This is a genomic window from Plantibacter elymi (nom. nud.) (genome assembly GCF_900177795.1).
Taxonomy (GTDB): domain Bacteria; phylum Actinomycetota; class Actinomycetes; order Actinomycetales; family Microbacteriaceae; genus Plantibacter; species Plantibacter elymi.
The window spans coordinates 605,472-620,456 of the sequence record NZ_FXWJ01000002.1; the positions used below are offsets into that span (position 1 = coordinate 605,472).

The 14,985-nt window shown below is 70.1% G+C and carries 11 protein-coding genes; 3 read left to right on the plus strand and 8 right to left on the minus strand.

Going from position 1 to position 14,985, the window contains the following annotated elements:
* Nucleotides 1–2: 2 nt before the first annotated feature.
* On the minus strand, nt 3–1,301 hold the full coding sequence (gene dinB, locus CCK91_RS07735; protein WP_085510654.1) for a DNA polymerase IV: 1,299 nt from the start codon (nt 1,299–1,301) through the stop codon (nt 3–5).
* Between the two features lie 82 nt (nt 1,302–1,383).
* On the opposite strand from dinB, the gene CCK91_RS07740 reads away from it, so the two are divergent.
* Nucleotides 1,384–2,709, plus strand: coding sequence for an acyltransferase family protein (locus tag CCK91_RS07740; protein WP_086473538.1), 1,326 nt, complete (start codon nt 1,384–1,386; stop codon nt 2,707–2,709).
* Here the strand turns inward: CCK91_RS07740 and CCK91_RS07745 are convergent.
* From CCK91_RS07745 to gatC, 4 genes are all read right to left on the minus strand, one after another.
* On the minus strand, nt 2,680–3,276 hold the full coding sequence (locus CCK91_RS07745; RefSeq protein ID WP_086473539.1) for a hypothetical protein: 597 nt from the start codon (nt 3,274–3,276) through the stop codon (nt 2,680–2,682). The two genes, CCK91_RS07740 and CCK91_RS07745, sit on opposite strands and share 30 nt — an antisense overlap.
* Before the next feature lie 115 nt (nt 3,277–3,391).
* Nucleotides 3,392–4,891, minus strand: coding sequence for an Asp-tRNA(Asn)/Glu-tRNA(Gln) amidotransferase subunit GatB (gene gatB / locus CCK91_RS07750; RefSeq protein ID WP_086473540.1), 1,500 nt, complete (start codon nt 4,889–4,891; stop codon nt 3,392–3,394).
* Nucleotides 4,892–4,894: 3 nt separating this feature from the next.
* A complete protein-coding gene (gatA, locus tag CCK91_RS07755) occupies nt 4,895–6,406 on the minus strand; it encodes an Asp-tRNA(Asn)/Glu-tRNA(Gln) amidotransferase subunit GatA (protein ID WP_064295121.1) in 1,512 nt (503 codons plus the stop codon).
* Complete coding sequence (gatC, locus tag CCK91_RS07760) at nt 6,403–6,702, minus strand: Asp-tRNA(Asn)/Glu-tRNA(Gln) amidotransferase subunit GatC (RefSeq protein ID WP_064295120.1); 300 nt, start codon at nt 6,700–6,702, stop codon at nt 6,403–6,405. The genes gatA and gatC overlap by 4 nt, the downstream gene beginning before the upstream one ends.
* A gap of 90 nt (nt 6,703–6,792) precedes the next feature.
* On the opposite strand from gatC, the gene CCK91_RS07765 reads away from it, so the two are divergent.
* Nucleotides 6,793–8,514, plus strand: a complete 1,722-nt coding sequence (locus CCK91_RS07765) for a long-chain-fatty-acid--CoA ligase (protein ID WP_242664452.1) — start codon at nt 6,793–6,795, stop codon at nt 8,512–8,514.
* A gap of 2 nt (nt 8,515–8,516) precedes the next feature.
* Here the strand turns inward: CCK91_RS07765 and ligA are convergent, their stop codons facing one another.
* Nucleotides 8,517–10,850, minus strand: coding sequence for an NAD-dependent DNA ligase LigA (ligA, locus tag CCK91_RS07770; protein WP_086473816.1), 2,334 nt, complete (start codon nt 10,848–10,850; stop codon nt 8,517–8,519).
* Between the two features lie 151 nt (nt 10,851–11,001).
* On the opposite strand from ligA, the gene CCK91_RS07775 reads away from it, so the two are divergent.
* Nucleotides 11,002–12,480, plus strand: a complete 1,479-nt coding sequence (locus CCK91_RS07775; RefSeq protein ID WP_079705678.1) for a sugar porter family MFS transporter — start codon at nt 11,002–11,004, stop codon at nt 12,478–12,480.
* 60 nt (nt 12,481–12,540) lie between these two features.
* Here CCK91_RS07775 and mnmA read toward each other — a convergent pair whose 3' ends face one another.
* Both mnmA and CCK91_RS07785 read right to left on the minus strand, forming a co-directional pair.
* Nucleotides 12,541–13,659 carry a tRNA 2-thiouridine(34) synthase MnmA gene (mnmA, locus tag CCK91_RS07780; protein WP_229938575.1) on the minus strand — a complete coding sequence of 373 codons (1,119 nt, stop codon included), beginning with the start codon at nt 13,657–13,659 and terminating at the stop codon, nt 12,541–12,543.
* A gap of 60 nt (nt 13,660–13,719) precedes the next feature.
* Nucleotides 13,720–14,943 (minus strand): cysteine desulfurase family protein, encoded by a 1,224-nt coding sequence (locus CCK91_RS07785; protein WP_086473542.1) that lies wholly within the window; start codon nt 14,941–14,943, stop codon nt 13,720–13,722.
* Between the last annotated feature and the right edge of the window lie 42 nt (nt 14,944–14,985).

Genomic DNA, 14,985 nt, shown 5'->3' on the forward strand with positions numbered 1-14,985 from the left:
GGCTACCGCTCGGTATCCACCGGTCCAAGGGGTTGATCCGTGCTCCCAGCACCCTGCGAGTCTCCGCGACTGCCGAGTCCGCGACGCCTCGGCTTGCCGAGGAGGGAGGCGGGAGCGATCGCGAGATCGCCGAACCGGCTCGCGACCCGGTCGATCGTCTGCTCGGCTTCACGCCACTCCTCGTCCGGGTCCCAGAGCCCGGCACCGGCCTCATCGGCGGGGACGAGTTGGTCCACCTTCACCCCGACGAGGCGCACGAGGCGTCCACCGCGATCGAGGTCGTCGAAGAGCGACGCCGCCTCGTCGTAGACCCGGCGCCCGACGTTCGTGGCCTCGCCGATGGTGCGCGACCGGGTGACGACGCTGAAGTCCGCATAGCGGACGCGGATGCTGATCGTCCGTCCGGCGTAGCCGCCCTTCCGGAGCCGGATCGCGACGAGACCGGCGAGGTTCAGCAGCTCGCGCTTGAGGATGGTCGGGTCGGACACGTCCGTCGGGAAGGTCACCTCGTGGCTGACGCTCTTCTCGCGTCGTGCCAGCTCGATGCCGCGCGGATCGATCCCGTTCGCGAGCTCGAGGAGTCGGCGACCGGAGGCCTCACCGACCGCGCGCTGGAGCATCGACAGCGGGGTGGACGCGAGCTGACCGATGGTCCGGATGCCCCGGTTCGTCAGCTGCTCCTCCGTCCGCCCACCGACGCCCCACAGCGCACCGACCGGCAACGGGTGGAGGAACGCCAGGGTCTCGTCGGCCGGCACGACCAGCAGACCGTCGGGCTTCGACAGGCCGGAGGCGAGCTTCGCGACGTACTTCGTCGACGCGAGGCCGACCGAGCACGGCAGGCCGGTCGCGTCGAGGACCCGCTGCTTCACGAGTGCGGCGATCGTCCGTGGGCTCCCGAGCAACCGGACCGCACCCGACACGTCGAGGAACGCCTCGTCGATGCTCAGTGGCTCGACGAGCGGCGTGACCGACTCGAACACCTCCATCACCCGGTCGGAGTACTCGCGGTACCGGCCGTGGTGGGGCGGCAATACGACGGCGCTCGGACAGAGGCGCATCGCCTGGGACACCGGCATCGCCGCGCGCACGCCGTACCGGCGTGCCTCGTAACTGGCGGAGGTGACGACCGACCGCCCCTCCTTGTTGCCGACGATGATCGGCAGACCGCGCAGCTCGGGCCGTTCCAAGAGCTCGACCGAGACGAAGAACGCGTCCATGTCGACGTGGAGGATGGGGGTACCGCTGTCGTCGGCATCGTGCGCCGAGACGCGACGAGACGCTCCATCCTGCCGACTCATGACTCCATTGTCGCAGTCGCCTCCGACACGCTCTCCACAAGGGCCGAGGCGGGAGGGCTCGGCGGCGCTAGGCTGTCCGGCGATGAGCACGCCAACGCGGACCGGGTCGGCCCCGGCGGTCCCAGACCTCTCCGGGCGGGACCTCGCCCTCGACCTCGTGCGCGTCGCGTGCGTCATGACAGTCGTCATCGTCCACCTCCTGATGGTCGCGGTGGCGGTCGAGCCGGACGGCACGATCGGCATCTCCAGAGCGTTGGAGCAGCAACCCTGGTTCGACACGGGTACCTGGTTCGGCCAGATCATGCCGCTGTTCTTCATCGTGGGCGGCTTCGCGACGATCACCGGCTGGCGCAGCACCGTCCGACGTGGTGACGGGACCAGGGACTTCCTCCGGTCCCGGGTCTTCCGACTCGCCCTGCCGACGATCCCGGTCCTGCTCTTCCTCGCCGCGGGGCTGTGGCTCGCCGGGGCGCTCGGTGTCGACCCCGCCATCATCGAGGCCGTCGCCGCAGGCGTCGGGTCCCCGCTCTGGTTCCTGGCCGCCTACCTGCTCTGCCAGGCGGTCGCCCCGTTCCTCGCCACCTGCCACGACCGCCACCCCGTCCTGACCTGTGCGGCACTGCTGGCCGGCGTGATCCTCGTCGACGTCGTCCGGTACTCGACCGGCCTCCTGGGCATCGGTCTCGTCAACCTGGTGTTCGTCTGGCCGCTGCTGCAGCAGTTCGGGTTCTTCCTGGCCGACGGTCGTCTCCGCACCGTCCCTCGCCTCGTCCTCGTGGCCGTGGTGCTGGTCTCCTACGGTGCGCTCGTGCCGATCACGACCTGGCTGCCGTACTCGACCAGCATGCTCGGCAACCTCAACCCACCGACCCTCCCCCTCGTCGTCCTCGGCGTCGGGCAGCTCGCCCTGCTCGCCCTGGTGCACCCACTGCTCACCGCCATCATGCGGACCCGCGCCGCGCGAGCGGTCGTCTTCCTCATCGGGTCCCGGCTGATGACGGTGTACCTCTGGCATCTCCCCCTGATCATCGCGGTCGCCGGTCTCCAGCTCGCCCTCGGCATCCCCTTCGCGGAACCGCTGAGCGCGGCATGGTGGTGGACCCGACCGGTCGTGCTGCTCGTCGTCGCGGTCCTGCTCGCGGGCGTCGGCACACTCCTCGGCCGTGTCGAGCACCCCCGCAAGCTGCGCCTCGACCCGGAGCGCAAGCCGGCACACGTCGCCGTGTGGATCGCGCTCGCGAGCGCATTCATCATGCCCTTCGCGGAGATCTCCCACCCGCTCACCGCCACCATGGCGGCTGCAGGTGCTCTCGGCTCGATCATCGCGGTCGTGCTCCTGAACCCGACCCGTCGGCCGGTCGAGGGCGTCGCGAGCGGATCAGACCAGGCCGTGGACCAACGGTCGTAGCCACTCGCGGAAGGCCTCCCGGTCGTCCCGAAGCGACTCACTGACCACGATCGTGTCGGGCGCGACCACCCAGGCCCCCGGTCGGCAGATCGGGAGCACCTCGAGGTCCAACCGGAACGAGCTGGATTGCCGACGCAACTCGAACTGACGCTCGCGGATGAGTTCGTAGACGTCGGTGAGACGGCTCGGCGATCGACCTGCGAGCGCGCGTTCGTACTCGCGGATTCGAGCCGACGCCCATCGGTGCGCCTCGTCGTACGCCCGGTAGGCGAGCTCCTGCAGGTCGAGGGCTCGATCGAACACCTCGAAGTGTGGTGGACGGACCTCGGCCATGAAGAGGCGCGTGTCGCGACGGGCGATCCCGGTCCACCATCCATCGAACTGGACCGCGAGCGCGTCGAGGTCGAGGCCGGCGACGTCGACCCGCTCCAGCCCCGGTGTGACTGCGGGAAGCTGCGCGACGCATCGCTCCCCGAGCCCTGCCATGTCGCGGAACGCGAGCGCCAGCATGAGGGCCATCGGAGCGTCTTCCGTGACCTGCCACCGCATGGTGCCTTCGACCAGCATGGCGGAAGTGTATGCCGGGCCAGCAGTCGGCACCAGGGCTTCCCCTGGCCGACGACATCGGGCCCGAGCCGCCGTCGTCGACGGTGGCTCGGGCCCGAGGGTGCAGCAGTGACCGCTACTGCGAGGCGCGCTCCAGGACGAGTTCGCGCACACGCGCCGCATCGGCCTGTCCGCGCATCGCCTTCATCACGGCGCCGATGACCGCGCCGGCGGCCTGGACCTTGCCGTCGCGGATCTTGGCGAGGACGTCCGGCTGAGCGGCCAGTGCCTCGTCGATGGCGGCGATCAGCGGACCGTCGTCGGAGACGAGCGCGAGACCGCGAGCGTCGATGACCTCCTGAGGAGTGCCCTCCCCGTCGATGACGCCCTCGAGCACCTGGCGCGCGAGCTTGTCGTTGAGCGTTCCGGCCTCGACGAGCGCCGCGAGTGCCGCGACGTGCTCGGGTGACACGAGGCTCGTCGCCTCGACGTCGCGCTGGTTCGCGATCCGCGAGATCTCGCCCGTCCACCACTTCCGTGCGGCGGCCGGAGCGGCGCCGGCCTCGACGGTGGCCGTGATCTCGTTCAGCAGACCACCGTTCACGACGTCCTGGAACTCCAGGTCGGTGAAGCCCCACTCGCTCTTCAGCCGTCGGCGGCGGACGGCCGGCTGCTCGGGCAGGGCCGCTCGGAGTTCCTCGATGAGTTCGGGCGACGGCACGACCGGGAGCAGGTCGGGCTCCGGGAAGTACCGGTAGTCGTCGGCATCGCTCTTGGGCCGGCCGGCGGACGTGGCACCGGTGTCCTCGTGCCAGTGCCGCGTCTCCTGGACGATGGATCCGCCGTCCTTGAGGATCGCCGCCTGCCGCTGGATCTCGTAGCGGACGGCGCGCTCGACGGAACGCAGGGAGTTGACGTTCTTCGTCTCGGTGCGCGTGCCGAGCTTCTCCTGGCCGCGCGGGCGCAGCGAGATGTTGGCGTCGCAGCGGAGGTTCCCGCGCTCCATCTTCGCGTCGGAGATGCCGAGCGCCACGACGATGTCGCGGATCGCGGAGACGTAGGCCTTCGCGATCTCGGGTGCCCGGTGCTCGGTGCCGTAGATCGGCTTGGTGACGATCTCGACGAGCGGCACACCCGCGCGGTTGTAGTCGACGAGCGAGTACTCGGCACCCTGGATACGGCCGGTGGAGCCGCCGATGTGCGTGAGCTTGCCGGCGTCCTCCTCCATGTGCGCGCGCTCGATCGGCACCGTCACGATGGTGCCGTCCGCCAGCTCGACGTCGACCGAGCCTTCGAACGCGATCGGCTCGTCGAACTGCGAGATCTGGTAGTTCTTCGCGAGATCGGGGTAGAAGTAGTTCTTCCGCGCGAACCGGCTCGAGGGTGCGATCGAGCAGCCGAGGGCGAGCCCGAGGCTGATCGAGTACCGCACCGCCTGCTCGTTCACGACCGGGAGCGACCCGGGCAGACCGAGGCAGACGGGCGACACGTTCGTGTTCGGAGCGTCGCCGAAGCCGTTCGGCGCCGAGGAGAACATCTTCGTCTTGGTGTTCAGCTCGACGTGCACCTCGAAGCCGAGCACCGGCTCGTACAGTTCGAGGGCTTCTTCGTAGGAGAGGAGCTTGTCCTTGGCCATGGGTTACCGACCTCCGAGAGCGGGTGCCTGCGAGATGAGGGTGTGCCCCCACGTCGATTCGAGGAGCGCCTCGAGGGCGGCGCCGACCCGGTAGAGCCTGGCGTCCTCCCGCGCTGGCGCCATGAACTGGATGCCGACGGGCAGACCGTCTTCCGGAGCGAGACCGATCGGCACGCTGATGCCGGGCACGCCGGCGAGGTTCGCCGGGATGGTGGTGACGTCGTTCAGGTACATCGCCAGTGGGTCGTCGATACGCTCGCCCAGCTTGAACGCCGTCGTCGGGGCGCTCGGGCTCACGAGGACGTCGACCTGGTCGAACGCCGCCGCGAAGTCGCGCTGGATGAGCGTCCGGACCTTCTGGGCGCTGCCGTAGTAGGCGTCGTAGTAACCCGCGCTCAGCGCGTACGTGCCGAGGATGATCCGTCGCTTAACCTCGGGACCGAAACCGGCCTCGCGCGTCGCGGACATGACCTGCTCGACCGTGCCGCCGCCCTCGGGCGTGACCCGCATACCGAAGCGCACCGAGTCGAACTTCGCGAGGTTGCTCGACGCTTCGGCCGGGAGGATGAGGTAGTAGGCGGCGACGGCGTACTCGAAGTTCGGAGCGGAGACCTCGACGATCTCGGCTCCGTTCGCCTCCAGCACCGCGAGCGCCTCCTGGAAGCGGCTCTTCACACCGGCTTGGAAGCCCTCACCGTTGAGCTCGGTGACGACGCCGACCCGGAGGCCGCGCAGCACGTCGCCGCGCGCTCCCTCGCGGGCCGCAGCGGCCATCGACGGCCAGGCGTCGCGGAGCGAGGTGGAGTCGAGGGCGTCGTGCCCGGCGATGACGTCGTGGAGGAGGCCCGAGTCGAGGACCGTGCGGCTGACCGGCCCGACCTGGTCGAGCGAGGAGGCGAGCGCGATCGCCCCGTAGCGGCTGACCGCGCCGTAGGTGGGCTTCACGCCGACCGTGCCGGTCACGTGCGCCGGCTGGCGGATGGACCCGCCGGTGTCGCTGCCGAGGGCGATGGGCGCCTCGAACGCGGCGACCGCGGCAGCGGAGCCACCGCCGGAACCGCCGGGGATGCGGTCGAGGTCCCACGGGTTGTGGGTCGGGCCGTACGCGGAGTGCTCTGTGCTCGAGCCCATGGCGAACTCGTCCATGTTCGTCTTGCCGAGCGGCACGAGACCGGCGGCACGTGACCGGGCGACCACGGTCGCGTCGAACGGTGACAGGTATCCCTCGAGGATCTTGCTCCCCGAGGTGGACGGCATGTCCGTCGTGACCAGGACGTCCTTGATGGCGAGCGGGACGCCCGCCAGCTCGCCGAGGTCTTCGCCCGCGGCACGGCGTGCGTCGATGTCGGCGGCGACGTCGAGCGCGTGGTCCGACACATGGAGGAATGCGTGGACGTCGCCGTCGACCTGCGCGATGCGGTCGAGGTGCGCCTGGGTCGCTTCGACGCTGGAGACCTCGCCAGCGCGGAGCTTGCTCGACAGCTCGGCTGCCGTGAGACCGATCAACCCGCTCACTGCTCCTCCCCCAGGATCGCCGAGACCTTGAAGCGACCGTCGGCCGACTCCGGCGCGTTCTGCAGCGCCTGCTCCCGCGTGAGCGTGTTGCCGACGACGTCGTCGCGGTACACGTTCTCGAGCGGGATCGGGTGGCTCGTCGCCGGGACGTCAGGTGTGGCCACCTGCTGCACCTTCTGGATGTTGTCCACGATGGAGTCGAGCTCCGTCGTGAGGTGGGCGATCTCGTCCTGGCTCAGGGCGATTCGAGCGAGGTTCGCGAGATGCGCGACCTGCTCGGTAGTGATTTCCGACATGCGTCTCCCGTACGTGTAGCGGTGGCGGTCGCTCCAGTCTATTCGCCAGGGACGTGGTCGTCCGTCGGGCTCCGCCCCTACAGTGGGACGGTGACCCAGAACGACTCGAGCAGCCGTCCCCGTCCCCCGCACGAGCGTCCCTGGCTCGCGAGCTACGCCGCCGACGTGCCGGACGACATCCCCGAGCAGACCGGCAGCCTCGGCGATCTCGTCGAAGCCTCCGCCGCGAGCTACCCGGACGCCGTCGCGCTGGAGTTCTTCGGGTCGACCACCACCTACACGGAGCTCGAGGCGCTCATCGCCCGTGCCGCCGCCGGCCTGCGCGCACTCGGTGTCCGGGCGGGAGACCCCGTCGCCCTCATGCTCCCGAACTGCCCGCAGCACATCGTCGCGTTCTACGCGGTCCTCAGGCTGGGCGCCGTCGTCATCGAGCACAACCCGCTCTACACCCCTCAAGAGCTCCGCCACCAGTTCGAGGACCACCGCGCGACGTTCGCGATCGTCTGGGACAAGGTCGCCGAGCACCTGCAGGACTTCCCGGCCGATCTGGCGGTGCACTCGCTCGTGACGATCGACGTGACCCGGGCGATGCCGCTCCACATGCGCGCTGCTCTCCGTCTGCCCATCCCGAAGGCGAGAGCCTCACGGGCCCAGCTCACCGCGCCCGTGTCGGGCACCGTGCGGTGGGAGCAGCTCCTGACCTCGGGGCCGCTGCCGGCGAGCCACCCGAAGCCCGCGACCGACGCCCTCGCACTCATCCAGTACACGAGCGGGACGACGGGTTCGCCCAAGGGTGCCGCACTCACCCACGGCAACCTGCTCGCGAACGCGGCGCAGTCCCGCGCCTGGGTGCCCACGGTCAAGCGTGGGGAGGCCGTCGTCTACGCGGTGCTCCCGATGTTCCACGCCTACGGCCTGACGCTCTGCCTGACGTTCGCCATGAGCATGGGCTCGCGCCTCGTCCTCTTCCCGAAGTTCGACCCGGCGCTCGTCCTCAAGGTCATGAAGAAGCGACCGCCGACCTTCCTGCCCGCCGTCCCGCCCATCGCCGACCGACTCCTGACCGCGGCGACCGAGCAGGGCGTGTCACTGCAGGGCACCGAGATCGCCATCTCGGGCGCGATGCCGCTACCGCACGACCTCGTCGTCCCGTTCGAAGCCGCGTCCGGCGGATTCCTCGTCGAGGGCTACGGGCTCTCCGAATGCTCACCGGTCATCTCCGCGAACCCGGTCTCGACAGCGCGGAAGCCCGGGACCATCGGCCTCCCGCTGCCGAGCACCGAGGTGCGCGTCGTTGATCCCGACGACCCGGCGACCGATCGTCCGGCCGGCGAGGCGGGCGAGTTGCTCGTCCGCGGCCCGCAGGTCTTCCACGGCTACTACAACAAGCCCGAGGAGACCGCCGCCGTCCTGCTCCCAGGAGGCTGGTTCCGCACCGGCGACATCGTGTCCATCGACGAGGAGGGGTTCATGACCGTCGTCGACCGGATCAAGGAGCTCATCATCACCGGCGGGTTCAACGTGTCGCCGAGCGAGGTCGAGCAGGTGCTCCGCGGGCACGCATCGGTCGCCGACGCCGCCGTCGTCGGGCTCCCCGATCCCCACTCCGGCGAGCAGGTGGTCGCCGCTGTCGTCGCGGCTCCCGGTGCCACTGTGGATCCGGATGCGCTCCGAGCCTGGGCGCGGGAGATCCTCACCCCGTACAAGGTGCCGAAGCGGGTCGTCGTCGTCGACGAACTCCCCAAGTCGCTCATCGGCAAGGTGCTGCGGCGCCAGGTCCGCGACGAGCTGCTGCAGGCCGACGCGGACTGAACTCAGTCCGTCGGCGCCTCGTCGGCGGACGCTGCGCTCTCGGCCTCGGCCACATCCTCAGCCGGGGCGTCCGGCTCGCCGAGCGCCGCCGGGCCCTCGGAGACGAGCAGGGCGAACTGCTCGGCGTCGATGATCCGCAGACCCAGTGCTTCGGCCTTCGCGAGCTTCGACCCGGCACCCGGGCCGGCGGCGACGAAGTCGGTCTTCTTCGAGACGCTCGACGCTGCCTTCCCGCCCGCCTGCACGATCGCTTCCAGCGCACCCTCCCGGGTGAAGCCCTCGAGCGAACCGGTGGCGACGACGGTGACACCGGACAGCACACCACCGGCCGCGACCGCCGCGCCAGGCCCAGGGTGTCCGGGTGTCGCCCACTGCACGCCCGCCGCAGTCCACTCCTCGACGATCTCGCGATGCCAGTCGACCTCGAACCAGGCGATGAGCGCGTCGGCGATGATCCCGCCCACGCCGTCGACCTCCGCGAGCTCGTCGCGGGTGGCCGCACGGATGGCGTCGAGCGAACCGAAATACTCCGCGAGCGACCGGGCGGCGACCGGGCCGACGTGGCGGATGTTCAGTGCCACGAGCAACCGTGCGAGCGGGCGGGTCTTCGCGCCGTCGAGGTTGGCGAGGAGTTCGATCGCGTTCTTGGACGGCACCGAGGACTCGTCGCCGTCGAACTCGGCCGCGACCGGATCGTGCACGCCGTCCTTCTTGGCGCGTCGGCGGCGGAAGGGTGTGACGCGCTTCTCGGATCCGTCCTCGTTGAGCTTGGGCAGCCCGGTCTCGTTGTCGCGGACGATCACCGTGACCGGGAAGATGTCGGCCATCGTGAGCGAGAACAGTCCGGCCTCGGTCGTCAGCGGTGGTTCCGCGGGCTCCACCGGCTGGGTGAGCGCCGCTGCCGCCACCTCGCCGAGCGCCTCGACGTCGAGCGCGCCACGGGAGCCGATGTGCTCGACGCGTCCGCGCACCTGCGCCGGGCAGCTCCGCGCGTTCGGGCAGCGCAGGTCGATGTCGCCCTCCTTCGCGGGGGCGAGGGTGGTACCGCACTCGGGGCAGTGCTCGGGCATGACGAACTCGCGCTCCGAACCGTCGCGGAGCTCGACGACCGGGCCGAGGACCTCGGGGATGACGTCGCCTGCCTTCCGGAGGACGACGGTGTCGCCGATGAGCACCCCCTTCGCCTTCACGACGTCCTGGTTGTGCAGGGTCGCCTGACGCACCTCGCTGCCGGCGACGAGCACCTTCTCCATGACGGCGAACGGGGTGGCGCGACCGGTGCGCCCGACGCTCACGACGATGTCGAGGAGCTTCGTGTTCACCTGCTCGGGCGGGTACTTGTAGGCGATGGCCCATCGCGGAGCACGACTCGTCGCGCCGAGCTCGCCGTGGAGCGCGAGATCGTCGACCTTCACGACGACGCCGTCGATCTCGTGCTCGACGCTGTCGCGGTGGGCGCCGAAGTACTCGATGAACTCCGCCGCACCGGTCGCCTCGTCGTGGACCCGGTAGTGCGAGGAGGTCGGGAGCCCCCAGCTGTGCAGCAACTCGTAGACCTGTGACTGCCGGGCGACGGGCGGCTGTTCCCACGCGCCGATGCCGTGGACGAGCATCTGCAGTCGGCCGAGCCGGTCGTGCATGAGTGCGAGCTGGGCCGGGTTCTTGCTCTCCGCCTTCTGGCGCAGGGAACCGCTCGCCGCGTTGCGCGGGTTCGCGAAGACCCGTTCACCGGCCGCCGCCTGGTTGGCGTTCAGTTCGCGGAAGGCCTCGACCGGGAAGAAGATCTCGCCCCGGACCTCGACGACCTCCGGGAACTCGACCCCGGGGTCGGACGACGTCAGTCGCTCGGGGATGGAACGGATGTACCGCACGTTCTCCGTGACGTCCTCGCCGACGACGCCGTCGCCGCGCGTGGCCGCGCTCACGAGGCGGCCGCGCTCGTACCGGAGGTTGATGGCGAGGCCGTCGATCTTCAGTTCGCAGAGGTACTGGACGGACCCTCCGGCGTCGCGCTCGACCTTGGCGGCCCAGGCGAGGAACTCCTCGATCGAGAAGACGTTGTCGAGGCTGAGCATGCGCTCGAGGTGCGTGACCGGGGCGAACAGCGTGGTCTCGGCACGCCCGCCGACAGTCTGGGTGGGGCTGTCCTGGCTCTGCAGCTCGGGGAACAGACGCTCGAGTTCCTCGAGCCGCCGGAGCATCGCGTCGTACTCCTCGTCGGAGGCGAGCGACTCGTCGCGCTCGTAGTACGCGTCGCGGAGCTCGAGGATGCGCGAGGTGAGTTCCTCGGCCTCGGTCGATGCCTGCTGGAGGGTCTGTCCGGTGCTGTTCGCCACGGCGTCCAGTCTACGAGCGGCGTCCGACACCGGCGGGCGCTTGACACCCGGCACGTCCTCCCAGATGTGCGCAACGGGGTCGGGACGGGTCGCATCGAGGAGTAGGGTGTCGCAGTGCCGCAGGAACCATGCGCGCGGAATCGGAGGAACCATGTCCCAGTCCAGCAGTCCGGGAACGGGGGCAGCTCCTACCAGCAAGCAGCTGACCGCGCGCGTCATCGGCATCTCCGTCTCGGCCGCGGTCGGTGGCTTCCTCTTCGGGTTCGACTCCTCGGTGGTGAACGGCGCGGTCGACGCGATGCAGGACCACTTCGCGCTCAGTGAGGCGCTCATCGGCTTCGCGGTCGCGTCAGCGCTGCTCGGTTGCGCGCTCGGCGCCTACCTCGCGGGCCGGATCGCCGACAGCCGCGGCCGCATCTTCACGATGCTGCTCGGTGCCGGCCTGTTCTTCATCTCCTCCTTCGGAGCCGGTTTCGCCTTCTCCCCCTGGGACCTCGTCATCTGGCGCATCGTCGGCGGGCTCGGCATCGGTATCGCCTCGGTCGTGGCTCCGGCGTACATCGCCGAGATCGCGCCGAGTGCCATCCGCGGCCGTCTCGCCTCGCTGCAGCAGCTCGCCATCACGCTCGGCATCTTCGCCGCGCTCCTGTCCGACTCCGTCCTGGCGGGCGCCGCTGGCGGCGCCTCGAACCCGCTGTGGTTCGGCGTCGAGGCCTGGCGCTGGATGTTCATCGCCTGCGCGCTCCCGGCCGTGGTCTACGGCGTGCTCGCGATGCGGCTCCCCGAGTCGCCCCGGTTCCTCGTCCGCAAGGGCAAGTCGGACGAGGCCCGTCGCATCTTCGCGACCGTCTGGCCACAGGAGGAGGTGGACCGCGCCGTCAAGCTCGCCGAGCAGGCGGTGAAGGACGATGAGCAGCAGAAGAAGGCGACCCTCTGGGGCGGACGCTTCGGCCTCCTGCCGATCGTCTGGATCGGCATCATCCTGTCGATCTTCCAGCAGTTCGTCGGCATCAACGTGATCTTCTACTACTCGACGACGCTGTGGAAGGCCGTCGGATTCCAGGAGTCCGACTCGCTCCTCATCTCGGTCATCACCTCGGTGACGAACGTCGCGGTCACCGTCGTCGCCATCCTGCTCGTGGACCGCATCGGTCGACGGCCGATCCTCCTCGCGGGTTCCATCGGCATGACGGTCTCGCTCGGCGCGATGGCGATCGCGTTCACGCAGTCGGTCACCGACAGCGCCGGCGAGGTGTCGCTGCCCCAGCCGTGGGGCACGATCGCCCTCGTGGCCGCCAACGTGTTCGTCGTCGCGTTCGGCGCGTCGTGGGGACCGCTCGTCTGGGTGCTCCTCGGCGAGATCTTCCCGAACCGCCTGCGCGCGAAGGCACTCGGTGTCGCGGCGATGGCGCAGTGGATCGCGAACTTCCTCATCACGGTCAGCTTCCCGGCCCTCGCCGCGTTCTCCCTGCCGGTGACCTACGGCATGTATGCGCTGTTCGCGCTCCTCTCGTTCGTCTTCGTCCTCGCGAAGATCCCTGAGACGAACGGCCTGACGCTCGAGGAGGCGGAGACCCTCTTCGTCAAGAAGCCCAAGAAGTCCAAGGCGGGCGCACAGACCCGATCCTGACGACCGACGCGGAACGCCCGACGAGCCTGGCTCGTCGGGCGTTCCGTCGTTCCGGGGTCCTCAGGCGGAGGCGGCGGCTCCGACGGGCACCGCACTGACGGTGCGGTCGATCGTGAACTGGCCGAGGACCCGCGTCCCGCTGTACAGCACGGCGGTCTGGCCGGGAGCGACGCCGTCGAGCGGCGTCTCCGGGTGGACGACGAGCTCGCCGTCGACGAGCGTCAGTGCGGCAGGAACCGGGTCGGCGTGCGCGCGGATCTGGACGTCGCACGGGATCGGTGCGACACCGACCTCCGGAGCCCTCCCCGCCCAGGTGAAGCGCGAACCGGCGATCTCGCCGATGGCGAGCGCCTCCTTCGGCCCGACGACGACCGTGTTGTCCTTCGGTCGCACCTCGAGGACGAAACGCGGACGTCCGTCCGGCGCCGGCACGCCGAGGTGCAGGCCCTTACGCTGGCCGACGGTGAAGGCGTGGGCACCCTCGTGCGAACCGACGACGGCTCCGTCGCGGTCGAGGACCTGGCCGGTCTCGGTGCCGACCCGCTCCCCCAGCCAGCCCTTCGTGTCGCCGTCGGGGATGAAGCAGATGTCGTGGCTGTCAGGCTTGTTCGCCACGGTGAAGCCGCGCTCCGCGGCCTCTGCACGGACCTCGGCCTTCGACGGCGTCGCGCCGAGCGGGAACATCGAGTGCGCGAGCTGTTCGGCGGTGAGCACGCCCAGGACGTACGACTGGTCCTTCGCCCAGGCACTCGCGCGGTGCAGCTCGCGATCGCCCTCGGGGCTCGTGACGATCGTGGCGTAGTGGCCGGTCACGACCGCGTCGAACCCGAGGTCGAGCGCCTTCTCGAGCAACGCCGCGAACTTGATCTTCTCGTTGCAACGCATGCACGGGTTCGGGGTCCGGCCGGCGCGGTACTCGGCGATGAAGTCGTCCACCACGTCGAGCTTGAAGCGCTCCGAGAAGTCCCACACGTAGTAGGGGATGCCGATCAGGTTCGCCGCACGCTGGGCGTCCATCGAGTCCTCGATGGTGCAGCACCCGCGACTGCCGGTGCGGAGCGTGCCCGGCATCCGGCTGAGCGCCAGGTGGACGCCGACCACCTCATGGCCTGCGTCGACGGCGCGCGCCGCTGCCACGGCGGAGTCGACTCCGCCACTCATCGCTGCCAGAACTTTCACCGGGCAAGTCTACGCGCCAGCCGCCGGACGGCCACCCGCAAGCGGTGACGGGACGTCTGCTCAGGGACGAGCGCCCAGCGCCGTGTCGCGGTCGGCGGAACCAGCCCGACTCGCCTGTGCGTACGCGCGCGGCAGGGCCCGGAGGAAGTCGTCCACGTCCGTCTCGGTCGTCGTCCGACCCAGCGTGATCCGGAGGACCGATCGGGCCTCCGTCTCCGGGCGACCCATCGCGAGGAGGACATGCGACGGTTCCGGGACGCCGGCCTGGCAGGCGGAACCAGTCGAGACCGCCACCCCTGCGAGGTCGAGGAGGAAGAGCATCGAGTCCCCCTGTGCGCCGGGGAACACGAAGTTCGCGTTCGACGCGAGTCGCTCGCTGGGATCACCCGTCAGCTCGGCCTCCGGAACGGTCGCCCGCACGCCGGCCACGAGTCGGTCGCGCAAGGTGCCGAGACGCTCCTGCTCCGCGGTCCGCTCGAGCGCCATGAGCTCTGCGGCGACGGCGAACCCGACGGCTGCCGCGACGTCCTGCGTGCCGGAGCGGAGTCCGCGCTGCTGTCCGCCACCGTGCTGCAACGGCTCCACCACGGCTGCGCGGCTCACGACCAGGGCTCCGATCCCCACGGGACCACCGATCTTGTGCGCGGAGACGCTGAGCGCGACGAGACCACTGGCACCGACCGATCCGGATGCGGCGCGAAGGTCGGCGAGGTCGATGGGGAGGTGTCCGTAGGCCGAGACCGCGTCCAGGTGGAACGGCACCTCGGCCGCTGCGGCGAGCGCCGCCAGCCGGACGACGGGCTGGATGGTGCCGACCTCGTTGTTCGCCCAGAGCGCCGTCGCCACGGCGATGTCTGGGCCGTGGTCGGCGAAGCGCTCGGCCGCCGTGGCGAGTGAGACCCGGCCGAGGTCGTCGAGCGGGATCCAGAGCGGGGCTGCACCCTCGTGGCGCTCGAGCCATTCGACGGTGTCGAGCGTGGCGTGGTGCTCCCCCGCCGGTGCGAGTACGGCGGCGCGGCGTCGATCCTGCTGGCGGTGCCAGTAGAGCCCCTTGAGGGCGAGGTTGATGGATTCGGTGCCGCCGGAGGTGAAGACGAGTTCGATGGGGTCGCACCCGAGGGTCGCTGCGACCCGCTCACGTGCCTCTTCGAGGAGGCGGCGGGCCTGTTGCCCGGGGCCGTGGATGGAGGCCGGGTTGCCGACGGTCGCCATCGCGGACGCGTAGGCCTCGATCACCTCGGATCGCACCGGGGTCGTCGCGGCGTGGTCCAGGTACACCACCATGCCGCTCCTCCCCTCGCCGCGGTGTCCGCGGATCTTCGCGCA